The following is a 25,680-nucleotide window of genomic DNA, read 5'->3' on the forward strand; positions in this document are numbered from 1 at the left end:
ATAAATTCACTTTTACTTGATGAAATGGTTTAATATTCACTTTATATGATATTTTATGAGTATTCCTAGAAAAATGTGAATGTAATGATTAGTATTTATTCATTATAAGAAATTTATACATAAAAATTAGTTGGAGTAAAAAATTGGTTAACTTTAGTTACTATAGTGTATAATATAGATATAAGAGTTTAGGAAAATAAATATATGTATTGAGAAGTTTTAATAAAATATGTCTAATTTTTCTAAATATAATCAAATATTAATTAGGTTATCAAATTTTACAGATAGAAAGTAGTAGAAAAGAGGTGAGATTTAGTGAGGAGTGGACACTTATTACACATTCTTGCTGAAGATAATTTATGAAAAAAAGAAAGAAGATATTATTGCCTTCAATATTTATAATTGGACTATTAACAATATCTATTTATATATACTATTCTTTTTATAATAAAGAAAATGTAGAAGAGAAGAAAGAAGAGATCCTTGTTAATAATTATAATAAAGAGAATAAGGAGGAATCTTTTAATAAAGACAAAGAGATAGTAGAGAACAAAGAGGAAAACAATAAAGAAGAAAAAAGAGAGGAAGTTAAGAAGGAGAAAACTGAGGGAAGCAAAGAAATAAAAGATAACAATATGTCTAATAAGAAAAATAGTTGGTATTTTATATCTAAGGGTGATGGACAAGCACCAACTCCACCTAAGGAGTCAGAAGGTTATTTAAGTAAGAATCAAGGTGTTTATTTAGGAGATAAAGATAAGAAATATATATATCTTACCTTTGATGAGGGATATGAGAATGGATATTCTAGTAAAATTCTAGATATATTAAAAAGAAATAATGTAAAGGCTGCATTCTTTGTAACAAAGCCTTATATAAAAGAAAATAAAGAGTTAGTAAAAAGAATGGTAAAAGAAGGGCATGTAGTTGGTAATCATAGTGTGACCCATAGATCTATGGATGATGTGGTTACTAAGGGAGTAGATGAATTTAAAAAGGAAATTTATCAAGTAGAAGAAGAGTATAAGTCTTTAATAGGCAAGGATATGATAAAGGTTTTTAGACCTCCTATGGGAAACTATAGTGAAAAATCTTTATATTACACTAAATCTTTAGGATATAAAAGTGTATTCTGGAGTTTTGCTTATGGAGACTATGATGTTAATAAACAACCAGATAAGGCCTATGCTAAAAATCATATCTTAAAGAATACTCACAATGGAGCTATATATCTTCTTCATGCTATTTCTAAGACAAATCTAGATATATTAGATGATGTTATAAAGGAGTGGAAGCTAAGAGGATATGAATTTAGATCCTTAGAGGAATTATAAAGGTAAGCTTTTATATAATTATTCAGACGTATGGGGGAATACAAATAAAAAATGAGTTATAATTACATAACTCATTTTTTATTGCCATTTTAATTTATAATAATCATACATTAGTAAAAAATTACTTCATCATAGAGGTAAAGTGCTGTCTAGGAATAAATCCTTTCTTAATACCTTCTGTAACAATAAGATATGTAGCTGCAGTATCAAACCTGGCATCGTGATAATTTCCACTGCCTTCAAAAAGTGCCTCAGATTTTTCAGCTATCATTTCCTTAGTTATACTAAGGAAGGCTATAACTTCTTCAAGTTTAGGATTTTTTATATCGCCTCTAACATTACATAACCTACATATATTTTTATAATAAGACATAGTACAAAAACTTAAGTTTGGTTCAAAAAACTCTCCTATACCAGAAAGTTCATGGCTTAAGAATTTTATATCAAAGGATACATTATGACCAATTAATATATCTGCAGTTAAAAAATCATTTATAAATGTTTCTACCTGATCCTCAAAGTAATTACCTTCACTTAATTCATATAACTTTTCTAAAGAAAATCCATGAACTGCTTCAGCAGAAGGAGACATATTATCTACAGTGAAGAAAAAATTACGACCAACAGTTGTATTAGGTTTTGTAGAGGTATCAACTAGTATATAGCTAAGCTGACATATGCTACCTAGTTCTGGCTTTATGTCAGTAGTTTCTGTGTCAAAAAATATAAGTTTCATAAAAACCTCCTATAGTTTATTAAATAGCAATAACCTTATTATATAAGAATAAATATAATATGTACATAATAAGCCTCTACTTTTTAAGTAGAGGCTTATTTGTTATTTTAAATTATAAGATATAAAGTCTAATAGCTCTAAGGCAACTTTTAATGTAGAATCATCCTTATCTATTTTGGTATTTAACTCCACAAAATCCATAGATTTTATAAGACCACTAGATAGAAGATATTTAAGAAGATATTTAACTTCATCCATACTAAGACCATTAGCTACTGGAGTTCCTGTACCAGGAACCAGTGATGCATCTAAGGAATCTATATCATAGCTAAGATGAACATTGTTAATTCCTTTTGAAGCAATATCCTTTAATATAGAATTTATGATATTTTCACATCCTTTTTCCTTTACATCTGAGGTTGTCCAGACACTAAGATTCAAATCCTCTATAAGCTTTAACTCACCTTCATCTAAATCTCTAGCACCTACTATATATACATTTTGTGGCTTTACTTTTTGACCCTTAAAGTAAAGATCAGTAAGGGAAGAAGGTCCTTCACCCATAGCAGAGGCTAAAGGCATTCCATGAACGTTACCAGAAGGAGAAGAGGTATGAGTATTAATATCTCCATGGGCATCTATCCAAATTACAGCCAAATCTTCTCCAAAGGCTTTACTACACCCACTTAAGCTTCCAAGACCAAGAGCGTGATCTCCACCTATAACTAAAGGAAAGGATCCAGAAGTTAATGAAGTGTAAACACTATGAGCTAAGTTTTTATTTACATTAACTATAGGGCTTAAATATTTCATAGATTTATGATGAGAAAATTTACTAGTTTCATGAGTAGATTCCACATAGATATTTCCAAGATCATAAACTTCTTCATGATTTTTTTCTAAGAGTTCAATTAAACCATGTTCCCTTAAGATATTAGGACTAAGGTCAACACCTTCCCTATCACATCCAAAATATAAAGGAACACCTATTACATTAATTTTCATTTTAGCACCTCCTATAACATATAAAAGTTATATTATCTGTACATTAAGCACAGTAAGAAATTTTAATTTTAAATTTCTTAATAATATTATGTGTATAGTGACATCCTATTATTAAGTATAACAATAGAACTTTATATATTTTATGGCATATTTATTAAGAAATTTTGAGATTTAAATACTATATTTGAAAATATTAGAGATTAATATATATTTTAAACTTTAATATGAATTATTTATATCATACTACTATAATTGTTTCAATAAAAAACCTAATAATAATAGTTAAAATATATAAAATAATAATTATTATTTATTGATAATAATTTCCTATTGATATAAAATTATTATAGAGCATTTAATCCAAAGGTTCTATTTTTATGCAATAAACGTACTATTAAGACAGAGCAAAAGGAGGTAATTGATATGATAAAAGGAACTACAAAGGTATCAATAATAGGAGCAGGATTTGTTGGTTCTACTACAGCCTATGCTTTAATGCTAGAGGGACTAGTATCAGACTTAGTTATAGTAGATATTAATAGGGAAAAGGCAGAGGCGGAGGCTATGGACCTGTCCCATGGAGCAGCATTTGTAAAGGCAACAGATGTAAAGGCAGGAGATTATGAAGATACTAAGAATTCAGATATAGTAATAATTACTGCAGGTGTTGGACCAAAGCCAGGAGAAACAAGGCTGGATATAGTTAAGAAGAATTATAATATATTTAAAAGTATAGTACCTCAGGTTGTTAAGTATAGTCCCAATGCTATATTACTTGTAGTGTCAAATCCAGTGGATGTTTTAACTTATATAACATATAAGTTATCAGGACTTCCAGCTAATAGAGTAATAGGATCAGGAACAGTACTTGACACTTCAAGGTTTAAATATTCATTAAGTGATAAGTTCTCAGTAGATGCAAGAAATATACACACTTATATAATAGGAGAGCATGGAGATTCAGAAATGGCAGCTTGGAGTTTAACTTCAATAGCTGGTATGGGTGCTAAGGAATTCTGCCTAGCTCAAGGTGGAGAATGTGATGATGAATTTAAAAAGGCTACCTTAGATGAGGTTAAAAATGCTGCCTATGAGATAATTAATAGAAAAGGATACACTAATTATGCAGTTGCTTTAGCAGTAAGAAGAATTGTAGAGGCAATAATAAGAGATGAGAAATCAATTCTTACAGTATCAAGTCTTTTTGAAGGCCAATATGGAATAGAGGATATGTATCTTGGAATTCCTACTGTAGTAGGAAGGGAAGGGGCAGAAAAATTATTAAATGTACCTTTAAACGAAGAAGAAATAAGTGGGTTAAAAAAGTCATCGGATGTATTAAAAGAAAGTATAAAAGACTTAGAGTTTTAAGTTTTTTATAGAGAGTAGGTAGATTCTTAGATCTTAGAAGTTTAGATTTTTATATTACAAAGGTTTAAGCTATTGTGTTAGATTAAACTCTTGTAATATCTATTAATAAGGGGAGGATATAAAAGTTATAGCTTTTATATCCTCCATTTTAGTATACTGATCTTAATTATCTAAAACCTTAAGAAAAATATTTATAAGAATGCCATAACTTAAATTTATATTGTTATATTTCTTTAGGTAGATGCGTAAATTAATTAATGCAACATATATAATATAAATTTAAAATGTAAGTAAATTTATTCTACATATCCATATAAGCCTCTAATAGATACCTCGCCAGAAATGATCTTTTTATAGGAGCCATCATTAAGAATTACTAAAAGCTCTCCATCTTCAGTTATATCTTCAGCTTTACATATAAAAGATTTATCCCTATTTATACACTGAATTTCTTTTCCTATAAGTATAGAAGCTTCCCTACTTATATCTAAGGTTTTATTAAGTTTTCCAGTGGCTAAAAAGTCATCATAGAGGTCTTCAAAATTATTTAGAATATAAGAAGTAAGTTTTTTTCTATTAAAGTCTTCTTTTAACTCTCTTTTTAAAGAAGTGGCTATAGGTTTAAGGTCTTCACTAAAGTCTTCTTTTAAGGTGTTTACATTAATACCTATTCCCATAACCATGTAGTTTATATTATTCATTTCTCCACTAATCTCAGTAAGAATTCCACAAAGTTTTTTATTATTTAAAATTATATCATTAGGCCATTTAATAGAGCTTTCTATGCCAAGTTCTTTAAGAGCTAAATATACTGCAGCTGAACCTATAAGGGTAGTTTTAGAAACTTCTAAGGGTGGTAAATCAGGGGTTAGAAGTATGCTTAACCATATTCCTTTATGTTTAGGAGAAATCCAAGTACGTCCAAGACGGCCTCTTCCACTTACTTGTTCCTCACTAATAAATACTGCTCCATTTATTAAATTATCCTTTGCAGCTTCTTTTGCCTTTGAGTTAGTAGAATCTATAGTATCAAAGTGATAATAACTTCTTCCTATATATTTAGTTTTTAAATAAGGACTTATCTCTATATAATTTAAAACATCTGCTTCTTTTATAAGTTTATATCCTACCTTAGTTGAAGACTCAAATTCATAGCCTTCTTCTTTTAATGCCTTTATATATTTCCATATGGATGCACGACTTACTCCGATATTTTTACTTATATCCTCTCCAGATATATATTGATCTTTATTGTTTTTAAATAGCTCTAAAACCTTGTATTTCAAAATTATCAGTCCCTTTATGTAAAATTAAAGCCCTAAAATATTATATTTTAGAGCTTAATTCCATTATATAATTTTAATATTTTTTAGTCTAGTTTAATCATAGAATATTTAATATTTTACTATTTGGTGATGAGAGTCTGAGGATTTTCTATAAATAAAATTAGGGTTTGATTCCTTTATAAAAGCTGTAGTAAAGGCTTCTCTTAAATTATAAAAAACATTAATATCTCCAGAAACCTCATCCCAGTATTTCTTATGTATACAGGTGGTGGTTTCCCATTCTACTAAATCCTCAGTTTTTGTTTTTAAACTATTAACATGATCACAAGGCATTCCATCTAAAACATAGTTATTAAAGTTTTTAAATAATGATAAGGCATTTTCATTATCTCCACTTACACTAACTTCAGTTCCACACTTTTTACCATGATTTTCATAAACTTTTAGAGCTATAGGAATAACATTTTCTCCAAAAGTTTTTATAGAATTAGTTATAAAGTAGGCCATTCTTCCTTCAGTTTTAGAAACCTTATCTTGAAGCCAACCATGAATATTGGAAGTATCTATCATTGATTCTAAAGGTTTATCTTCTATGAAGTTTCCATACTTAGATAGTCCTTCAGAAAATATTTTATAAACATCATCTCCAAATTCATTTGAAAAAGCTTCTTCTATATTTCTTTCAAGTTCCTCTGATAATTTTATTTTATTAAATAACCAAGAATGAATAGGTGCTAAATATAAGCTCATAGTTATATCTCCTTTATATATAAATTAATAGTTAATATCTTTACTAGGTAAAATCTTTATAATATAATTTTAGTTAAAATATACTTTTATGTCTGTAACCTATGTTACGTATAAATGGCTAAATATATATTATAATATCATTAAAGATAAGAGCTCTTCAATATTATAGTAAAGGGATTCTTATATAAAACTTCTATTATAAGATTTATTTTAAATTGTTTTTATAGGGATTTAAGAATAAAATTTAACTTATTCATTAAAGTTTTATTTATTTATCTTGATTCATCAAGGTGTATAAATTAACTTTTCAACTCAAAACCCTAGAAGAAAAGGATAAGTCTTATTAAAATAAAGGTTTTAAAGACTAAGGTTTAGAGAGAGAAAATAAATATTAAATATAATATTCAGTTAACAAGGAGGAAAATAATATGAAAATAACAGCTAAAACAATAATGGGAGATATATTAAAGATAAATCCAAAGGCAGCAGATATATTAATGAGCAGAGGTATGGGATGCATTGGATGTCCATCATCTCAAATGGAAGCGTTAGAAGATGCAGCTTTAATTCATGGACTAGATGTTAATGAATTATTAGAAGAATTAAATAAAGATTTAGAGTAGTTAGAAGTATGTTAGAGTAGTTAGAAGTATGTTAGAATAAAAATTCCCTAATGCATTATGCATTGGGGGATTTTTTTATTCTAAATTAGAAATACTAGTACTGGGATAAGATGTGCTGAATACATTAAAAGACAATATAAAAATTTATTTAGGAACTTTACAAATTTAATACTTATTTTATTAAGTGCATGGGAAAATATTACATGAAATTTATCTATAAATAAAATGAAGTGAAAATTCCATGTGGATAAGATTTTACTTTGTTTTAAAACTTAAACATGGAGATGATTAGAGTTGAGAAAGAAAAATAAAATTCTGCTTATAACATTAGGTATTTTAGCTGGGATTATTATAGCAGGAGGTATTTCTTATTATATTTATATTAGAAGTAAGATTTATAATAATTCTATATACGATATAAAAGGGATAACCTATGATGAGAATGAAAAAGAAGAGGAACCAGAAGTATCCTATAGTGAGGTTCAAGGAATAACAAATATTCTTTTAGTAGGTATAGATGCTAGAGATATTAATGAACCATCTAGGTCAGATGCTATACTTATAGCAACTATAGATAATAATAATAAAAACTTAAAATTTACATCTATTATGAGGGATAGCTATGTAGAGATTAAAGGACTTGGAGAAACTAAAATAAATGCTGCCTATGCAAAAGGTGGAATAGGATTATTAATTGACACCATAGAGAGGAACTTTAATTTAGAGCTTGATAAATATGTGGTAGTTAATTTTCTTGGATTTCAAGATATAGTGGATGCTCTAGGGGGAATAGAGGTAAATATTAAAGACTATGAAATAGATGAAATGAATAAATATATTGGGGAAGTTAATGAAAATAAATCTCCTAAGATAGAGAGTGCAGGGGTTAACCACTTAGATGGACAAAGGGCTCTTGCCTATACAAGAATAAGAAAGGTTGGAGATGGATCCTATGAAAGAACAAAAAGGCAAAGAGAGGTTATGAGACTTATTGCCTATAAGGTTATGGATTTAAATGTTATTCAGTATCCTAATATTTTAGGGAAAATAAGTGATTATATTAAAACTAATATAGAGCCTATAAATATAATTAATTATGGATATACAGTATCTAAGTTTCAACCATTAAATGTAGAAGAACTTCAAATTCCTTTAAATGAATTAAGTGAAGGAAGAGTATACAAAGGCTCTTGGGTACTACTTATGGACAAAAAACAAAATAGTAAGATACTTTTAAATTTTATATTAAATAATACTCTTCCAAGTGAAAAAGATATAAACAAGGACGAGTTTAAAAAAGAATTAGATAGGTACCTAAAAATTGATAAACCTTATAAGAAACCTAAAATAGAGAAAAATAAGGAGAAAAATAAGGAAAGTTTAGAAATCAAAACTTATAAGGACGATGATTCAATAGATGATGAAGAATATAATGATTATGATGTAGAAGAAACCACTGATTTTCAATAAGTAATAAGACTCATTTATAGAATACATAGGTTTAACATAAGGTATTTGTATTTTATAAGTGAGTTTTATAGTTTTTTAATATATTTATTTGAAAATCTTCATATTATAGTAAGGAGAGGAGGGTTAATGTTGAAGAAAACCTATGTACTTGACACAAACGTATTATTGTATTCTCCTACTGCACTACTTTCTTTTGGTGAAAATCATGTGGTTATACCAGAGGTGGTTTTAGAAGAGCTTGATAGATTTAAAAAGGATAAAAATGATTTAGGGGCTAATGCTAGGCATGCTGCTAGATTAATAGACAAGCTAAGAAAGGAAGGTAAACTTAATAAAGGGGTAAATTTAGATACTGGTGGAACTCTTAGGGTGGAAATGAATCATTATGATACAGAGATGCCACCGACATGGGACAAGTTAAAAGGTGATAATCGAATAATTCAAGTTTGTAAGGGGTTAAAAGAGAAGGGAGAAAATGTATATTTAATAACGAAAGATATATTTGAAAGAATAAAAGCTGATATAGTTGATATAGAAGTGGAAGATTTTAATGAAAAAGTTGTTCCAGAGCAGGATGATCAGTATACAGGAAGGATAGAAGTTTATGCATCAACAAAGGCTATAGATAGCTTTTATAAAGAAAAGAGATTAAGTATAAAAGAACTTACATGGTATAGTGAGGAGGAGGAAGAGTATAAAGATCCTCCTTTAGAGTTAAATCAGTTTCTTATAATTAGATCTAAAGATAATCAGAAACAAACAGCTGTAGGAAGATTTGACGGAGTTAATATAGTACCTCTTTATAATAAAGATATAACTTTGTTTGGAATAAATCCTAGAAATGTAGGTCAAAAGTTTATGATGGAGTGTCTATGTACAAATGCAACTTTAGCCCCATTAGTTATAATAAAGGGCCCAGCAGGTACTGCAAAAACTTTATTTTCTTTAGCAGCTGGCCTCCATCATATACTGGAAACGGGAGAAAATAAATATAGAAAAATATTAGTATGTAGACCTAATGTAACAATGGATGAAGACATTGGATTTCTTCCAGGTACTGAGGAGGAAAAGATAGCACCTTTTATGAGACCTATTTACGATAATCTTCAAATTTTAGTAGACTCTGATGACAAGGAAAGATATAAAGATGAAGGGGAGCTTAATGATAAAATAGAGGAACTTTTTGAAAGAAAGATTATTACCACTGAAGCAGTAGCTTATTTAAGAGGAAGGTCTATAGCTAAAAATTATGTAATAATAGATGAGGCACAAAACTTAAGCCCTAAACAAGTAAAATCTATAATAACAAGGGTAGGGGAAGGTACTAAATTAATACTAATTGGAGATCCAGAACAAATAGATCACCCGTTTTTAGATTCAAGATCTAATGGTCTTTGTTATGCATCAGAAAAGATGAAGGGAAGTAACCTTTGTTATCAAGTTACTCTTAAATATGATGAATGTGAAAGGTCTCCACTTGCTTTTGAAGCTGCTAAGAGATTATAACTGTATAGAATCACATCATATTCTATATCTTAAATAAGAAGCCATAGGTATAAAGGAAAAGATAATTTTAAATAAAATAATATAGAAAAAGACTTAGGTATATTAAACTTAGTTGGATTAATATACCTAAGTTCTTTACAATATACATTTGCATTACCTTAGGTTAAATTATATAATATCAAGGTAATGCAAAATAAGAGTAGATAAATCAGGTTTAAGGAAGAATTATAGGTAATTATAAAATATTAAGATAAAATTAATGATTAAAATATAAAAATTTTAGTATAATTTTTATATATATATTTAATAATAAGTCATTATTAATAAAATTGTAAAAACTTTAAGGTTAAAATGTAATAGAATAAGATTATTGTTTAAAAATACAATTAGAAAAACTTGGTTTTAATCATATAAAATTAGTAACATAGGAAGCAAAATAAATTTAATTTGGGGTGGTTTAAAGTCTATGAATAACGAACCAATTATAAAAAAGAAGGGTATGACTACAAAAAGTAGACAATATAAAAAAAGAAAGATTAAAGGTAAATCTAATAAAAAGAGATCATGGAAAAGCATACTTAAATTTTTAGCTTTTGAAATTGCATTTGTAGCTATAACATCTCCATTTTTAGTTTTTTATGGTCCTTTTGAGAATGTTAGGAATACAATAGTAGGGGCTGCTATGACTACCCTTAATCATCAATACATAGCCAAATGGTTTTTATCAGATGAAAAAATTAATGAAATTTTATCATCACATAAGATTGAGGACATTAAGCAAGGTTCTAGTAATGTTAGTATAGAGATTCCAAAGAGAGCTAGCAATGATATTGAAAGATATGATGTATCTACAGGTAAGTTTAAGGGATATATGTTAGTTATTCATGATCCTAAGCGTATTAAAGTTGGATATACTCAAAAGCTTGGAATTGAAGGACAACTTACAAGTAAGATCGCTAGGGATAATGGCGCAGTAGCTGCTATAAATGGTGGAGGTTTCCCAGATGAATCCACAGGATGGACAGGCACTGGTGCAACTCCAACAGGAGTTATAATTCATGAAGGAGAAATAAAGTTTGATGCTATAAAAAATGAGTCAACTAAGGTGGATACCATGGCACTTACTAAAGAAGGAAGACTTTTAGTTGGAAAGTATAGCATAGGTGAGCTTAAGAAGGCTAATGTCACAGAAGCTTTATCCTTTGGACCAGCCCTTGTAGTGGATGGGAAGCCAACCATAAAGCAAGGTGATGGAGGCTGGGGAGTTGCTCCAAGAACTGCAATAGGACAAAGAAAAGATGGTGCAATTGTTATGCTGGTTATAGATGGAAGACAAGTTTCCAGTATAGGAGCCTCTTTAAAGGAAGTCCAAGATACATTAATTGACAATGGAGTGGTAAATGCTACAAACTTAGATGGAGGATCATCTACTACAATGTACTATGATGGAGATGTAATAAATAATCCAGCTAATAGTTTAGGTGAAAGAGCGGTACCTTCTATAGTTTATGTAAAGTAACCTTTTAAGGAGAGAAATAAATGAAGAACAAATTTAAAATATTGAGTATATGGGTTTTAATTGCATTAATAGCTCAATTCCTAGGATTATTTTATGCCAACAATTATCTATTTAATAGCAATATAAAGGGAATGAAGGTAAAGAAGGTTAGTTCGGATAGTGAAAAGAAGGAAGACAAGAAAATAGATATTAATATACCAAAGGATGCAAAGAATATAAAGGTATCCTTTGATGGTAAATTTTTATCCTATACAGAAAATGATAAACTAAAGGTTGTTAATACAAGTACTGGAAAAGAAGAAACTTCAGAGTTTGATGAAGGATCTCATTATCAATGGTTAAATGATAGAAATAGAATGATACTTGGAGAAAAAGGTAAGGGTGGTATTATAAACCTATCTTATTATGATGTGGATAAAAATAATAAGGAAGAGATAAAGGAAATAAATACAAAGGATAGTACCTCTAAAGTTACAGATGTGAAGGCATCTACTCTTACTCAAGTTATATATGTAAAAACAACAACAAGTTCTTCAAAGAATAGTATATATAGGCTTAATATAATGAAAGAATTATCTAGGGTACCTATGAGAATCAATAGAATAGGAGAAATAGAAGTTATTAATAGAAAAGATGACTTTATATATGAGGATACTATGAATAAAACCGTATATCTTAATAGTAAGGGAAAAACCTTAGGAAATCCTTCTCAAAGTAGGCTTTTAAAAGTAGATGAAGAAGACTTTGCATATGTTGCCACTATGAATGGAACAGATATTGTAAAATCCATATCTTATGGAGTATATAACGAAGGAGATTGGAAAAAGGTAGATATTCCTAGTGGAACAAAGTATAATGATATATATATATCTAATGGTGGAAACATATATGTGAATGATAATTTAAGAGGAGTACTTAAGGATATAAAAAATAATAAGGAAATTTCCTATAGCGGAAGGATTCTATCCTTATATGAGGGTGGAATAGCTAGTATTAGTGAAGGAAAACTTGTTAAAACTAAAATTCAGCCTTAAGCTTTTGCTTGAGGCTGAAATTCTATAAATAAGAGGTGATAATATGGGATTTCGTAATAGTATACAAGATATGATAATGATGATTCCAGCAATACTTATAGGGTTTACGTTTCATGAATATGCTCATGCTAAGATGGCGGATAGATTAGGGGATAAAACAGCAAGGTTTCAAGGGCGATTAACCTTAAATCCGTTTCATCATATAGATATAATGGGATTTATATTTATATTAATTGCAGGGTTCGGATGGGCAAAACCAGTAGAAACAAACCCAAGGGCCTATAAGAACTATTATAAAGATGATTTAAAGGTGAGTTTAGCAGGGCCATTAGCTAACTTAACTGTAGCTGTTGTAGGGGCTTTAATTCTTGGAGTTTATTTTAGGTTTATTATACCATTAACAAATAGTGGAGTATTAGTAGTGGTTATATTTAAGATGCTTCATCAAATAGTAAACATAAATGTTATGTTATTTATATTTAACCTTCTACCGTTACCGGGATTTGATGGATATCATGTTCTTAGAGATTTATATCCTAAGTTCTTTTATAAATATGAAGGTGATTTTTATAAATATAGAATTGTAATATTAGTAATTTTATTTTTAACTCCAGTATCTAATATAATTTTAAAACCTGTGGCAAGCATTAGTGGTATACTATTTAAAGTTGCTCTTGGTATTTAGTAATATGGTTTAGTTTATGTTAATAGAGTATTTCTTAAAACTTAAGTTTTGAGAAATACTCTATTTTATTTTCAATTTAAAATAAGGAGATTTAAATTAAAAATAAAATAGATAAAGAGATTTATGCAATGGTAGAGGGATTTGTGTACTAGAGATTCAAGGGGGATTTGGTAAACTTTCTAATATACATGGATAATGATATATTACTACAACCTAAAGTAAGTATGTACCAGGTATAGTTAAGGGTAAATATATATAAAATATAGTAATACACTTAATAACTATCTGTATATTTTAATTATGAGGAGGAGTATAAGATGGATTATGGAAGAGGTCATAATATAATTGAGGTAGATAAGAATACTAATGGAGAAATTATAGCTTATAAGCTTGATAATGGAGAAACTCTTGAAAAAGCCAAGGCTGTGGATCTTGCAAAACAAGGATATATAAATGGAGTACAAGTATCTGTATCTAAAAAAGGAGAGGAATACCTAAGAAGTCTTCCTGATGGATCTAAGAGTAATAATTTAAGTAGTATGCCAGAGTTTGATTAATTAAGAAACCTATTAGAACTTGAAAAGTATTTGAAAAGTATTTGAAAAGTATTTGAAAAGTATTTGAAAAGTATTTGAAAAGTATTTGAAAAGTATTTGAAAAGTATTTGAATAATAAAAAGGATGCCTTAGGCATCCTTTTTATTATAAAGCTTTTTTAGCAGCTTCTAATATTTCATCAAAGTTTGGTTGATTAGTGATTTCTTCTAAGTATTCTACATGTACAATCTTATTATTCTTATCAACAACAAAAGCCGCTCTTGTTAATAAGCCTAATTCTTCAATATAAGTTCCAGTTGCTTTAGCAAAGGATCTATCCTTATAATCAGAAGCAGTAACTACATGTTTAACACCTTTAGCACCACACCATCTTGCTTGAGCAAATGGTAAGTCCATAGATATTGTATAAACAGTAACTCCATCTATTTCAGCTATTCTTTCATTAAAAGTAGCAACCTCAAGGTCACAAACTGGTGTATCTATAGAAGGAACAGCTAAGAATACTCTTACACCTTCAGTATCTTTTAAACTTAAAGGACTTAAGTCATTTTTTACCACTACGAAATCTTTTAACGTGTCTCCAACCTTTACCTCATCATGAACTAAAGTCATTGGGTTACCTGCAAAAGTTATTTTCATAATAACACCTCTTTTTCTTATTTTTAACTAATAATTATTATAAATTAATAATAACACTTAGGAAATAAAAAGTAAATACATATTATAAAATTTAATCTTGTATTATTAAATTTTTTCCAAAGAGTTCTTTAAATAAATAAGAACAACTTAGAGCATCTTTAATCTCTAAAGATACATCTTTTGAGGATTCTACCTTTATTGTTACATCTTCCTCTGTTATAGTACAATTTTTAATACTTATAGAGCCGATTAGAGTTTTATCAAGAGCTTCACTTATTCTAAGAAGAAGGCCCATTTTTTCTATGTTTTGAATATCAAGTCTATTTATTATACTTCCATATTGGCAAAAATTTATTCTATCTTTTTTATGGAAGGCGGCAGTATAAGCAGCCATTAAAAGTTCTTTATGATTTACTCCATTTATTTGAGAGTTTAATATTATGTAAAAAGAATGCTTTTGATGGTCATAATAACGTACACTGATTCCTATATCATGAAGATAACTAGATATTTTAAGAACTTTTAATAAACTATCATTAATATTATGAAGAGGCTTAAGTTCTGTAAAAAGTTTTTTGGAAAGATTATAAACATTTTTAGCATGAATAACATCCATGTTATGAGAATATAGTATGGAATTTAAGGAGTATTCAAGAATATTTTCTATAAGGCCAAAATTTTCCTCAATATGATTAAAAATAATACCTTCTCTAATACCACCACCACTTACTATTATTTCATTAATATCTAATAATTTAACTAATATGCTTAGTATGGCTGAAGAAGCAACTATTATATCCGCACGGTCATGTGAGAGCCCTTCAACTTTATATCTTCCCTTAAGGGTTTTACTTTTAAGTAATTTATACATACTAATAAGGTCAATGTCAGAAAAGTTGTAGTTGTGAGAAGTATCTATAGGATATCTCTTTTTATATCTATCAATTTTTCCAAGATTTCTAATAGAGCCACCTATTCCTATTATATTTTCAAATTTTTCTTCAAAAAGCCAAGGAATAGTTTTAAAACTATCTATTAAAAAATCTTTAAGAGCATCTTCCTCTTTATAATCTATTAAGTCATTTAATTTATATCTATGAGTTAAATTTAAAGCACCAAAGGGAAGAGAGTCTACTTTTATCAGTTCATTATTTTTAATCCATGCAATTTTAGTACTAGAACCTCCAATATCTATAACTAGGGAGTTAGTTACATAAAGACTATTTATAACAGCCTTACCATCTAAGTTTGCCTCTTCATCCCCTGTTAATATTGTTACATCCAATTTAGCTTCATCTTTAATTCTTAAAAGAACCTCTTCCTTATTACTAGACTTTCTAATAGCTTCTGTGGCAAAGGAAATTATAGTTTCAACATTCATGCTTTCACAAAGCAGTCTAAAGCTAATAAGGGTATTTACGCATTGATCTATTTTTTCATTGGAAATCATACTATTTATTTCTACATCTAGTCCTAACCTTAAGGTCTCCTTTATATCAACTAGAATTTTAAAACCTCCTAGCTTATGAACTTCACTTACAACAAGTCGTACAGAATTAGAACCTATATCTATTATTCCTAACTTACTCATACTAAAACTCCTTTTATTATTAAACTTATAAATTATAACTTATTATATATAATATAAAGTTACTAAGGCAACAATGTAAAAAAGATTTAACATTAGAACTTTATATATTATAGTATTATTAATATAATATGCCTTTTTAAAAAGAAAAACATTGTCATATATAATGAACTTACATAGAGAAATGTGAATAAACTATGAAGTGGGTTAAGGGAAACCTAAGAAAATAATAATGTTAAGAATCATAGATAAGTGTCGTATTTGCTTGTATATCATAGAATTATAAGTTATAATAAAGTCAAAATCTGATGAAATGGAGAATACAAACTATATGAAGGATTTCTTAATAATGACAGATTCTTGCTGTGATTTACCTATAGAGTATATAAATGAAAAGAAAATACCATATGTAAGCTTAATATGTAACTTTGATGGAGTTGAGTATAAGGATGATTTTGGACAGACTCAAAGTTATAAGGATTTTTTCAATGGACTCAGAGAAGGAATTGTTCCTAAAACATCTCAACCTAGTTCTCAAGAAGTTTATAATAAATTTGAAGAGATAATAAAATCAGGTAAGGATATAGTATACCTTTGTGTATCTTCAGGTCTTAGTGGAACTTTTAATGGAGCAAATGTAGCAAAGGATATGATTCTTGAAGAATATAAAGATGCTAATATACATATAGTAGACTGTTTAACTGCGTCTTTAGGAGAAGGACTTCTAGTTATGAAGGCTATAGAAATGAAAGAAGAAGGAAAGTCTAAGGATGAAATTATAAACTATTTAGAAGAAATAAAGCAAAGGCTAAATACCTACATTTTAGTTGATGATTTAAGCTATTTAAAAAAGGGTGGAAGAATATCTTCAGCTGCGGCAACCATTGGAATGGTTTTACATGTTAAACCAATACTTACTGTAAATCATGAAGGTAGGGTAATGCCTATACTAAAAGTTAAGGGAAGAAAGAAATCCATAGTAAAGCTTATAGAAATAGCTAAGGAAAGAATAGAAAATCCTAAGGATGAAATAATAACAATATGTCATGGAGATTGTTTAGAGGAAGCTACAAAGCTTAAAGAAAAACTTATGGAAGAGATAGGACCAAAGGATGTAATTATAAATTACATAGGAAATACTGTAGGTTCTTATAGTGGAGCAGGAGCTTTATCTATATTTTTCTTTGGATCAGAAAGACAACATCATATAATATAATAAATTGTAAGTTAGATAAATCTTATATATAATGTTTACAATTATATATAAGAAGGTTATAATATATTAGAATTTAATATTTAGCTATGAAGAAGAAGAGTATATAGAATCTTATTTTTTAGAGAGTTAAGGAAAGGTGGGACCTTAATAAATAAATCTATAGAAGGAAGCTTTGGAGCTATGGGGATGATCCCTTATATCATAAGTATCAAAGTGGGTTAGATTTTAACCAATTTAGGTGGTACCGCGGAAGTTTACCTTTCGTCCTAAGCTGTGCAAGGGATGAGAGGTTTTTTTGTATTTTAAATGATTAAAAAGTGTTTATAAAGAAAGGATGATAGTATGAGTTACAAGATGTTAGCAGATGCTATGTTAAAGGACATAACTAAAACAAGAGATTATTATTTAGAAAAGTATAAAAAGAGAAATCTTAAAGAAGGAGCTAAGGTTACAAGATATGCACCATCTCCTACAGGCTTTCAGCATATAGGTGGTGTTTTTGCAGCATTAACTGCTGAAAGAATAGCAAAGAAAAGTGAAGGGATTTTCTATTTAAGAATAGAAGATACTGATCAAAAGAGAGAAGTAGAGGGGGCTATATCTGATACCATAGCAACCATGCATAATTTTAATATAGACTTTGATGAGGGTATGGTTAATGATTATGATGAGAAAGGTGATTATGGTCCATATAAGCAAAGTAAAAGAGGGGAAATATATAAAACTTTTGCAAAGGAACTTATAGAAAAGGGATTAGCCTACCCATGTTTTTGTAGTGAAGAGGAAATAAATAAAATAAGAGAAGAACAGACTTCTCTTAAAGAAAATCCGGGTTACTATGGAAAGTGGGCTAAGTGTAGAAATTTAAGTGCAGAGAAAGCCATAGAAAAAATAGAAAATGGAGATAAGTTTGTTATAAGATTAAAATCCCCTGGGGATATAGAAAAAAGAGTAGAATTCCATGATTTAGTCAAGGGAAATATATCCTTCCCAGAAAACAATCAAGATATAGTAATAGTAAAATCTGATGGACTTCCAACTTATCATTTTGCCCATGCTATAGATGATGCTTTAATGGGAACTACTCATGTTACAAGAGGAGAAGAATGGCTTCCATCCCTTCCTATCCATGTTCAGTTATTTGATGTTTTAGGTTTTACTACTCCAAATTATGCTCATATACCACAGGTTATGAAGCTTGATGGAGAGGCAAAGAGAAAGTTAAGTAAGAGAAAGGATCCAGAAAGTGCTGTTAGCTATTATAGAGAGGAAGGATATCCAACTCAATCTGTAATTGAATATCTTCTTAATATAATAAACTCAAGCTTTGAGGAGTGGAGAGAAGAAAATCCAAAGGCATCTTATACAGACTTTAATGTTGAACTTGAAAAAATGAGTAAAAGTGGGGCATTATTTGATATTATAAAGCTTAATGACGTAAGTAAAAATGTTATATGTAGAATGACATCAGAAGATATGTATAGTTTATATATAGAGTGGGCTAAGGAATATAAGGAAAATATGTATAACTTAGTAATAAATAATGAAAATATGGTTAAATCTATATTCAATATAGATAAGGATGGAGCAAAGCCAAGGAAGGATTATGGAAAGTGGAATGAAGTAGAAGAGAAGATATATTACTTCTTTGATGAGTTATTCTATGGGGAAAAAGAAGAAGCTATTGAAATGCCAAAGAATGTATCTTTAGAGGAAGCTAAGAGAATTATAGATAAATATAAGGATATATTTAATATAACTGTAGATCAGGAAACTTGGTTTAATGGACTTAAAGAATTTGCTGTAGCAGAAGGCTATGCAGCAGATAGAAAGAGTTTTAAGAAGAACCCAGAAAGCTTTAAAGGAATGGTGTCAGACGTAGCTGGAATTGTTAGAAGTGCATTAACTCATAGAACAAATACTCCAGATCTTTATACTATAATGGTTATCCTTGGAGAAGAAAAGGTTAGGGAAAGATTTAATAAGTTTATCTAATTGCTACTATTAACTGTAACACTATCATACTCTTCAAAGCCTAGGGATAACAGTTGCTAAGACCTTAGATTAACTCATCTAACCTTCAGATGGTTGAAAGAAAACCAGCTGAAGGGAGATTCCTTCTATGTCTCTATAATTAGGTTGACAAAAGTATATTACATGGATATAATGAAGTGTAAAATTAATAGTAAAATTCTATGAGAAGAAGAGTACTTTAAGTTTTTTCTTTTAGCGAGTAAGGGCAGAGTGTAAGCCTTATAAGAAGTCTTAAAGGAAGAGAATCTTTGAGAAGCTTATCTGAAGGTTTTAATTAGTAAGTTAAGTCGCGTTATGGCGTTAGAATATAAAGTGGATTAGTATATTTAAACTAATCAATTTGAGTGGTACCGCGGATGTAAGTTCGTCTCTTAATTTTTTAAGAGACGAACTTTTTTTATTTTACATTATAGGGTTTTAAATTTTAAATTTAATTTATACATCTGTCGAAAGAATCATAAATGAAAGATATTTTAATGAATAAATTAAGTGTTTATGTAAAAGACTATAAAGTTAAATTTAGAGGATTAGGAAAGAGTATTTAAAAATAATAACTTTAAAAGTTTAGTTTGAATGAGTTCATACTAGAAGGCTTTATTTAAGTTTTAAAAGTTAGAATTTATGTGTAAATATAAGGAGGAATAAAAATGGATTATAAAAATCTTGTAGCTAAAAGAATTAGTGAATTTGTAGAGTTAGATGTAGAGACCATAGAAAAACTTTTAGAAATACCACCAAAACCAGAAATGGGGGACTATGCATTTCCTTGTTTTCAATTAGCAAAATCTATGAGAAAAGCACCTAACATGATAGCAGAGGAGCTTAAAGGGAAAATAAATAAAGATGGATTTGAGAAAATAGAAAATTTAGGACCTTATTTAAATTTCTTTATGGATAAGTCTTCTTTTGGTAAAGGAATTATAGAGCTTATATTAAATAAAAAGGAAACATATGGAGAATCTAATATGGGAGAGGGAAAAACTGTTTGTGTTGAATACTCTTCTCCTAATATAGCGAAGCCATTTCATGTAGGACATTTATTTTCAACAGCTATAGGTAATGCTCTATATGCTATAATGAAGTCTCAGGGATATAATACAGTAGGAATAAATCATTTAGGAGACTGGGGAACTCAGTTTGGTAAGCTTATATCAGCTTATAAAAGATGGGCTGATGAAGAGGCTTTAGAGAAGGAACCTATAAAAGAACTTCTAAGAATATATGTTAAGTTTCATGATGAGGCAGAGAAGGATCCATCTCTTGAGGATGAGGGAAGAATGTACTTTAAAAAGCTAGAGGATGGAGATAAAGAGGCAGTAGTTTTATGGAATAGATTCAAGGAGCTTTCATTAAAAGAATTTGATAACGTATATGATATGCTTAATGTTAAGTTTGATTCCCTTGCAGGAGAAGGTTTCTATAATGATAAAATGGAAGCAGTAGTTAAGGAGATAGATGATAAAGGTCTTCTTGTAGATAGTAATGGAGCTAAGGTTGTAATGCTAGAAGAGTATAATATGCCTCCTTGTATAGTGTTAAAATCTGATGGAGCAAGTATATATGCTACAAGAGATTTAACAGCAGCTAAATATAGAAAGGATACCTATAACTTTGATAAAAGCATATATGTGGTAGGTAAGGACCAAAAGCTTCATTTTAATCAAGTATTTAAGACTCTAGAGCTTATGGGGCATGATTGGGCTAAAGATTGCCACCATGTATCTTTTGGACTTGTTAGATTTGCGGATAAAAAACTTTCTACAAGAAAAGGAGATGTAATCCTTCTTGAAGATTTATTAAATGAAGCTATATCTAAGACAAGAGACACAATAAATGAAAAGAATCCAAACCTTGAGAATAAGGAAGAGGTAGCTAAAAAAGTAGGTATAGGAGCTATAGTATTTACTTATCTTAAGAACTCAAGGGAAAGAGATATGGTGTTTAATTGGGATGAGATGTTAAGCTTTGATGGAGAAACAGGACCTTATGTTCAATATACTTATGCAAGAGGAAATAGCATATTAAATAAGGCTGGAGAGGTTAATGGAGAAGCTGATTATAGTAAGCTTACATCAAAGGAAGAGTTTGAACTTGTTAAAACCTTAGAAGGGTTTAATAAATCCATAGTTATGGCTATAGATAAGCTTGAACCATCTATAGTTACAAGATACGTAATAGATGTTGCTAAAGCATTTAATAAGTTCTATAATAATCACTCAGTAATCAATGTAGAAGATGAAGGATTAAAGAAGGCTAGATTAAATATGATAGAGGCTACTTGTCAAGTTATAAAAAATGCATTAAACTTAATAGGTATAGAAACTGTTGAAAAGATGTAATATAAGGAAATTAAAAAATAGCTAGTAAGTTTATTTATATATTTTGTTTAATAATGAACCAATTATTTATCTAATGTTAATAGTGTATTTTGTAAGATTTTAATGTTTTGTATAGACAGAGCAAATATCTTAGACTATGTCTGTTATTTAAGATACCTAAAATAACAATTGGTTATATAGCCAATTGTTATTTTTTAATTTTAAAAAATATTTTAAGTACTTAAAATATTAAATTTTCAACCCGAAATTCTAATTTAAATATATAATATATAGTAGAGTATAATATATATTTAAATTAGAACTATACTTCCATAAAGATAAAATTCAATGAGGTTTTAATTTGTTTAAAGGATTGGTAATTAATGATAGTAAAGAATGAGTTAATAGACTTAGAGTTAGATGAGGATATTATTAAATCGTATAATTTAAAGAACATTGCATATTTCGATATAGAAGCTAGTAAGACTCAGAATGGAGAAGAGTTTCTATTTGCCATATCTATAGGTCGTTTTTTAGATAACACCTATAAAGTAACCCAGTATTTTGGAGAGAAAATTAATGAAGAAAAAAAGATAATAATCCTATCTAAGAAAATTTTAGAAAACTATAATATTTGGAGCACATTTAATGGATTGTCTTTTGATGAACCCTTTCTTATAAAAAGAGGAAAGAAGTATAATGTAATAATAGAGAAACCTAAATATCATATAGATTTATATAGAAAGATAAAACCCTATCATAATCTTTTAAATGTTGAAGGGTGCGGCCTTAAAGCCCTAGAAAAGGGGATAGGTATAAATAGAGAAGATTCTTTAAATGGATATGATTCAAGACTTTTATATGACAAGTATTTAGCAATAAAGGATAATAATATAGCCTTAGATCTTATGAGGCATAATATAGAAGATGTTATAAGTCTTCCAAGTTTATTTAAATATTTCAGTATAATTAAGGATAAAAATTTAGTTAGGAATGATCTTCTTACAGAAACTCAAAGAAAATCTATAAATAATCTTTTAAGCAAAAGGAATATTGATTTAAATATTCAATATAACAATATATCTAAGAAATGTGCAGGAAAAATAATATATGGGCTTATAAATAAGAAATTAAAAGAAGATGATATAGAAACATTAATAAAAAATAGTTAAATAAAAATGGGACACATAAAGTATGCGTCCCATTTTTTTATTCAACTATTTTTTATTATTTAAGTTAATTTTTAATGAGGCTTTAGGGCATGATCCACAACTGCTAGATGAACAATTGCAACCACCATTCTTAGTTTTTCTTATATGTTTATAAAGAATATAAACTGCTCCAATTCCTATTAGTCCTGCTATTAAAAATTCCATAAAAACACCTTCTTTAAAAAATTGATATTAGTAAACCACCAAGGTTATATGTTAAGAAGGACACTATCCAAGCAAGTGCCAGCTGATAGAATACAGAGAATAGTGCGAATTTACCACCATACTCTTTCTTCATTGCTGCAATAACAGCCATACATGGAGTATAAAGAAGTACAAACACCATAAAGGAATAAGCTGATAATGCAGTAAAGGTTTGACCTATAACAGCATCAAGACTTCCACCGTATACAATCTCCATAGTTGAAACAACACTTTCTTTAGCAACTATACCAGTTAAGATTGATACAGCAGCTTCCCAAGTTCCAAAACCAAGAGGAGCAAATATTGGAGCAAGTACCTTACCTATAGATGCAAGTAATCCATCAGATACATCCTCTACATATCCACTTCCACCAAAGTGAGATAGGAACCAAATGATTATAGATAATGCAAAGATTATTGTTCCAGCCTTTTTGATAAAGCCTTTACCTTTTTCCCAAGTTAGTTTTAATATACTAGTAAGCTCAGGGAACTTATATTCAGGAAGTTCAATTATAAATGGTTCTTCATCTTTTTTGAACATTGTATTCTTAAATATTAATCCAACTAATAATGCAATAACTATACCTAGGAAGTATAAAGATGCAACTACTAAATCAGAATTACTAGGGAAAAATATACCCACAAAAACAGCATACACTGGAAGTCTTGCATTACAAGACATAAGTGGTGCTAAAAGGGCAGTCATTTTTCTATCTTTCTCGCTTTCAAGAGTTCTTGAAGACATAATTGCAGGAACAGAACATCCGAATCCTATTATAAAAGGAATAAATGCCTTTCCAGAAAGTCCTATCTTCCTCATGAATCTATCCATTATAAAAGCAACTCTTGCCATATATCCACTATCTTCTAAGAATGATATACAGAAGAATAATGTAAATATTAGAGGAACAAAGGATAGTACAGATCCGACACCACCAATGATCCCTTCAACTATTAAAGAAGAAAACCAAGGAGTTGAATTTTCAAGTAAACCTTCAAAGAATCCATTTATAGGACCGTCTATTGTTTCTTCAAGTAAATCTGTTAGAGGTTGTCCTACCCAAGAGAAAGTAAGCTTAAACATTAATATAATTGCAAGAATAAATATTGGGTAAGCAAGCCAAGGATTTAAAAGTATTTTATCTATACCCTCAGAAGATTTTTTACTAACTACTTTATTATTATCTTTAACACTATTACTAATTAAGTTGTCTATGAAGTTATAAGCTTTTTGTTCTGAAGGGAAATGATAATCATTATCATCCTTACCCCAAGAAAAATTCCCTTTGGAAAGGGTTTCTTTTACATCGTCTATTCCTTTATTTTTAGTAGCAATTATAGGAATAACTTTAACTTTTAAATTATTTTCAAGAGCTTTAAAATCTATTCTTATACCTTTTTTATCAGCTACATCAGTCATGTTTAAAAGTAAAAGTATAGGTTTATTAAAGTGTTTAAGTTGAGTTGTTAAATATAGGTTTCTGCTTAAATTAGAAGCATCAACAATATTTATAATTAAATCTACATCACCAGTTTCAAGAAAGTTCTTAGAAACTTTTTCTTCATTAGAGAAGGTATCCATGGCATAAATACCAGGCAAGTCCACTATTTTTATATCATTGCTTAAATATCCTTCTTTCTTTTCTACTGTAACTCCAGGCCAGTTTCCAACATACTGATTTGAGCCTGTTAAGGCATTAAAAAGAGTTGTTTTACCGACATTTGGGTTACCTACTAAAGCTGCTGTAATCATTATTTTCCTCCCTTTACGAATATGTTGGCTGCGTCTTTTGCTCTTAAGGCAACATCAAATCCCCTTAAATTAATAATTATAGGATCCCCAAAGGGAGCTTTTCTTTTTAAAGTTACTTCGGTTCCCTCAACACAACCAAGGGCCATAAGTCTTTTAGCTAATTTCTCATTTCCTTTAACCATATCTATGCTAGCTCTTTGGCCTAATTGTAAATCATTAATGCACATAATTAACACCTCACATTGAAAATCATTTTCAATTATTATAATAATACTATGTTATATAAATGTCAATAGAATATAGTTTTAGTTAAAAAAATATCAATTGACATTTTTTTTGATTTTAAATAAAAATATTCCGTTTATTGTTATTAATTTTATATAAATATTAATATGTTTAAACAGAATGAACGATTTTAGAAATATAAATATGTTTATTGGGAGTAGATACAAATAATAATATAAAAATCATATTATTATTTCACTATATTATTAAGTAAATTTAAATTTAACCTTTATAAAGGAAAGGGTTTTGCTTTATAATAAATACTAAGAGCTTATTAATTCATGTTTTAAAACATATAATAAACTTTATAGGGATTTAAGAAGAACTTTTAACTTATTTATTAAAATTTTATTGAGTTATATTGATTCAACACAGTGTATAAATTAAAAATATACTTAGTTTATCTTGTTTTAGCAAGAGGGATAAATTAAGTTTAAAACTTAAAACCCTATAGGGGTTTTACATAAACACTTAACTTATTCCTTAAAAATATCCTTGATTTATCTTTATTTGGACAGAGGTATAAAGTAACATAAATAAAGAATGTTTTTATTAA

The 25,680-nt window shown here is 28.7% G+C and carries 22 protein-coding genes and 2 other annotated features; of the genes, 13 read left to right on the forward strand and 9 right to left on the reverse strand.

Features of this window, described 5'->3' with window-relative positions:
* Window positions 1-359: 359 nt before the first annotated feature.
* On the forward strand, window positions 360-1,334 hold the full coding sequence (gene pdaA / locus BR69_RS0114575; RefSeq protein ID WP_027633829.1) for a delta-lactam-biosynthetic de-N-acetylase: 975 nt from the start codon (window positions 360-362) through the stop codon (window positions 1,332-1,334).
* Window positions 1,335-1,455: 121 nt separating this feature from the next.
* On the opposite strand, the gene BR69_RS0114580 is transcribed toward pdaA, so the two are convergent.
* Entirely contained in the window at window positions 1,456-2,070 is a 615-nt protein-coding gene (locus BR69_RS0114580; RefSeq protein ID WP_027633830.1) for a 3'-5' exonuclease, read from the reverse strand.
* A 102-nt stretch (window positions 2,071-2,172) separates the two neighbouring features.
* Window positions 2,173-3,075, reverse strand: a complete 903-nt coding sequence (gene rocF / locus BR69_RS0114585) for an arginase (protein ID WP_027633831.1) — start codon at window positions 3,073-3,075, stop codon at window positions 2,173-2,175.
* 423 nt (window positions 3,076-3,498) lie between these two features.
* On the opposite strand from rocF, the gene BR69_RS0114590 reads away from it, so the two are divergent.
* A complete protein-coding gene (locus BR69_RS0114590; protein WP_027633832.1) occupies window positions 3,499-4,446 on the forward strand; it encodes an L-lactate dehydrogenase in 948 nt (315 codons plus the stop codon).
* A 296-nt stretch (window positions 4,447-4,742) separates the two neighbouring features.
* Here the strand turns inward: BR69_RS0114590 and BR69_RS0114595 are convergent, their stop codons facing one another.
* Window positions 4,743-5,732, reverse strand: a complete 990-nt coding sequence (locus tag BR69_RS0114595) for a biotin--[acetyl-CoA-carboxylase] ligase (protein ID WP_027633833.1) — start codon at window positions 5,730-5,732, stop codon at window positions 4,743-4,745.
* Window positions 5,733-5,840: 108 nt separating this feature from the next.
* The gene (locus tag BR69_RS0114600; RefSeq protein WP_027633834.1) at window positions 5,841-6,482 is read right to left on the reverse strand and encodes a hypothetical protein; all 642 of its coding nucleotides are present in this window, start codon (window positions 6,480-6,482) and stop codon (window positions 5,841-5,843) included.
* Between the two features lie 428 nt (window positions 6,483-6,910).
* Between BR69_RS0114600 and BR69_RS0114605 the strand changes: the two genes are divergently transcribed.
* The 7 genes from BR69_RS0114605 (at window position 6,911) to BR69_RS0114635 (ending at window position 13,876) form a co-directional block, all read left to right on the forward strand.
* Complete coding sequence (locus BR69_RS0114605) at window positions 6,911-7,105, forward strand: DUF1858 domain-containing protein (RefSeq protein WP_027633835.1); 195 nt, start codon at window positions 6,911-6,913, stop codon at window positions 7,103-7,105.
* Window positions 7,106-7,399: 294 nt separating this feature from the next.
* A complete protein-coding gene (locus BR69_RS20655; protein WP_051623636.1) occupies window positions 7,400-8,575 on the forward strand; it encodes an LCP family protein in 1,176 nt (391 codons plus the stop codon).
* A 129-nt stretch (window positions 8,576-8,704) separates the two neighbouring features.
* The gene (locus tag BR69_RS0114615) at window positions 8,705-10,081 is read left to right on the forward strand and encodes a PhoH family protein (protein WP_027633836.1); all 1,377 of its coding nucleotides are present in this window, start codon (window positions 8,705-8,707) and stop codon (window positions 10,079-10,081) included.
* A 466-nt stretch (window positions 10,082-10,547) separates the two neighbouring features.
* Entirely contained in the window at window positions 10,548-11,600 is a 1,053-nt protein-coding gene (locus BR69_RS0114620) for a phosphodiester glycosidase family protein (protein WP_084315520.1), read from the forward strand.
* Window positions 11,601-11,620: 20 nt separating this feature from the next.
* A complete protein-coding gene (locus BR69_RS0114625; RefSeq protein ID WP_027633838.1) occupies window positions 11,621-12,634 on the forward strand; it encodes a hypothetical protein in 1,014 nt (337 codons plus the stop codon).
* Window positions 12,635-12,677: 43 nt separating this feature from the next.
* Window positions 12,678-13,319 carry a site-2 protease family protein gene (locus tag BR69_RS0114630; RefSeq protein WP_027633839.1) on the forward strand — a complete coding sequence of 214 codons (642 nt, stop codon included), beginning with the start codon at window positions 12,678-12,680 and terminating at the stop codon, window positions 13,317-13,319.
* Between the two features lie 317 nt (window positions 13,320-13,636).
* On the forward strand, window positions 13,637-13,876 hold the full coding sequence (locus BR69_RS0114635; RefSeq protein WP_034849966.1) for a DUF3892 domain-containing protein: 240 nt from the start codon (window positions 13,637-13,639) through the stop codon (window positions 13,874-13,876).
* Window positions 13,877-14,020: 144 nt separating this feature from the next.
* On the opposite strand, the gene tpx is transcribed toward BR69_RS0114635, so the two are convergent.
* Complete coding sequence (gene tpx / locus BR69_RS0114640; RefSeq protein ID WP_027633841.1) at window positions 14,021-14,515, reverse strand: thiol peroxidase; 495 nt, start codon at window positions 14,513-14,515, stop codon at window positions 14,021-14,023.
* A gap of 91 nt (window positions 14,516-14,606) precedes the next feature.
* A complete protein-coding gene (locus BR69_RS0114645) occupies window positions 14,607-16,106 on the reverse strand; it encodes a Ppx/GppA phosphatase family protein (RefSeq protein WP_027633842.1) in 1,500 nt (499 codons plus the stop codon).
* A 328-nt stretch (window positions 16,107-16,434) separates the two neighbouring features.
* Between BR69_RS0114645 and BR69_RS0114650 the strand changes: the two genes are divergently transcribed.
* From BR69_RS0114650 to BR69_RS0114665, 4 genes are all read left to right on the forward strand, one after another.
* On the forward strand, window positions 16,435-17,319 hold the full coding sequence (locus BR69_RS0114650) for a DegV family protein (RefSeq protein WP_027633843.1): 885 nt from the start codon (window positions 16,435-16,437) through the stop codon (window positions 17,317-17,319).
* A 77-nt stretch (window positions 17,320-17,396) separates the two neighbouring features.
* Window positions 17,397-17,591: a binding site (T-box leader), on the forward strand.
* 70 nt (window positions 17,592-17,661) lie between these two features.
* Window positions 17,662-19,314, forward strand: a complete 1,653-nt coding sequence (gene gltX / locus BR69_RS0114655) for a glutamate--tRNA ligase (protein ID WP_027633844.1) — start codon at window positions 17,662-17,664, stop codon at window positions 19,312-19,314.
* A 191-nt stretch (window positions 19,315-19,505) separates the two neighbouring features.
* Window positions 19,506-19,728 (forward strand) — a binding site (T-box leader).
* Between the two features lie 272 nt (window positions 19,729-20,000).
* Window positions 20,001-21,692, forward strand: a complete 1,692-nt coding sequence (argS, locus tag BR69_RS0114660) for an arginine--tRNA ligase (protein ID WP_027633845.1) — start codon at window positions 20,001-20,003, stop codon at window positions 21,690-21,692.
* Between the two features lie 362 nt (window positions 21,693-22,054).
* The gene (locus tag BR69_RS0114665; RefSeq protein ID WP_027633846.1) at window positions 22,055-22,843 is read left to right on the forward strand and encodes a ribonuclease H-like domain-containing protein; all 789 of its coding nucleotides are present in this window, start codon (window positions 22,055-22,057) and stop codon (window positions 22,841-22,843) included.
* Window positions 22,844-22,888: 45 nt separating this feature from the next.
* Here the strand turns inward: BR69_RS0114665 and BR69_RS21595 are convergent, their stop codons facing one another.
* The 3 genes from BR69_RS21595 to BR69_RS0114680 are packed head-to-tail and all read right to left on the reverse strand — an operon-like array spanning window position 22,889 to window position 25,066.
* Entirely contained in the window at window positions 22,889-23,047 is a 159-nt protein-coding gene (locus BR69_RS21595) for a FeoB-associated Cys-rich membrane protein (protein ID WP_084315522.1), read from the reverse strand.
* A gap of 13 nt (window positions 23,048-23,060) precedes the next feature.
* A complete protein-coding gene (gene feoB / locus BR69_RS0114675) occupies window positions 23,061-24,839 on the reverse strand; it encodes a ferrous iron transport protein B (protein WP_027633847.1) in 1,779 nt (592 codons plus the stop codon).
* On the reverse strand, window positions 24,839-25,066 hold the full coding sequence (locus BR69_RS0114680) for a FeoA family protein (protein ID WP_027633848.1): 228 nt from the start codon (window positions 25,064-25,066) through the stop codon (window positions 24,839-24,841). The genes feoB and BR69_RS0114680 overlap by 1 nt, the downstream gene beginning before the upstream one ends.
* Window positions 25,067-25,680 lie beyond the last annotated feature (614 nt).

The sequence above is a fragment of the Clostridium hydrogeniformans DSM 21757 genome, from assembly GCF_000686705.1.
GTDB classification, from domain to species: Bacteria; Bacillota; Clostridia; order Clostridiales; family Clostridiaceae; genus Clostridium_Z; species Clostridium_Z hydrogeniformans.

Coding starts and splice junctions, on each gene's coding strand:
- BR69_RS0114680 (WP_027633848.1), bottom strand. CDS start 25,066: ATGTGCATTAATGATTTACAATTAGGCCAAAGAGCTAGCATAGATATG.
- rocF (WP_027633831.1), bottom strand. CDS start 3,075: ATGAAAATTAATGTAATAGGTGTTCCTTTATATTTTGGATGTGATAGG.
- BR69_RS0114645 (WP_027633842.1), bottom strand. CDS start 16,106: ATGAGTAAGTTAGGAATAATAGATATAGGTTCTAATTCTGTACGACTT.
- BR69_RS0114605 (WP_027633835.1), top strand. CDS start 6,911: ATGAAAATAACAGCTAAAACAATAATGGGAGATATATTAAAGATAAAT.
- tpx (WP_027633841.1), bottom strand. CDS start 14,515: ATGAAAATAACTTTTGCAGGTAACCCAATGACTTTAGTTCATGATGAG.
- BR69_RS0114635 (WP_034849966.1), top strand. CDS start 13,637: ATGGATTATGGAAGAGGTCATAATATAATTGAGGTAGATAAGAATACT.
- BR69_RS0114650 (WP_027633843.1), top strand. CDS start 16,435: ATGAAGGATTTCTTAATAATGACAGATTCTTGCTGTGATTTACCTATA.
- argS (WP_027633845.1), top strand. CDS start 20,001: ATGGATTATAAAAATCTTGTAGCTAAAAGAATTAGTGAATTTGTAGAG.
- pdaA (WP_027633829.1), top strand. CDS start 360: ATGAAAAAAAGAAAGAAGATATTATTGCCTTCAATATTTATAATTGGA.
- BR69_RS0114600 (WP_027633834.1), bottom strand. CDS start 6,482: ATGAGCTTATATTTAGCACCTATTCATTCTTGGTTATTTAATAAAATA.
- gltX (WP_027633844.1), top strand. CDS start 17,662: ATGAGTTACAAGATGTTAGCAGATGCTATGTTAAAGGACATAACTAAA.
- BR69_RS0114630 (WP_027633839.1), top strand. CDS start 12,678: ATGGGATTTCGTAATAGTATACAAGATATGATAATGATGATTCCAGCA.
- BR69_RS0114580 (WP_027633830.1), bottom strand. CDS start 2,070: ATGAAACTTATATTTTTTGACACAGAAACTACTGACATAAAGCCAGAA.
- BR69_RS0114590 (WP_027633832.1), top strand. CDS start 3,499: ATGATAAAAGGAACTACAAAGGTATCAATAATAGGAGCAGGATTTGTT.
- feoB (WP_027633847.1), bottom strand. CDS start 24,839: ATGATTACAGCAGCTTTAGTAGGTAACCCAAATGTCGGTAAAACAACT.
- BR69_RS0114620 (WP_084315520.1), top strand. CDS start 10,548: ATGAATAACGAACCAATTATAAAAAAGAAGGGTATGACTACAAAAAGT.
- BR69_RS0114625 (WP_027633838.1), top strand. CDS start 11,621: ATGAAGAACAAATTTAAAATATTGAGTATATGGGTTTTAATTGCATTA.
- BR69_RS0114665 (WP_027633846.1), top strand. CDS start 22,055: ATGATAGTAAAGAATGAGTTAATAGACTTAGAGTTAGATGAGGATATT.
- BR69_RS21595 (WP_084315522.1), bottom strand. CDS start 23,047: ATGGAATTTTTAATAGCAGGACTAATAGGAATTGGAGCAGTTTATATT.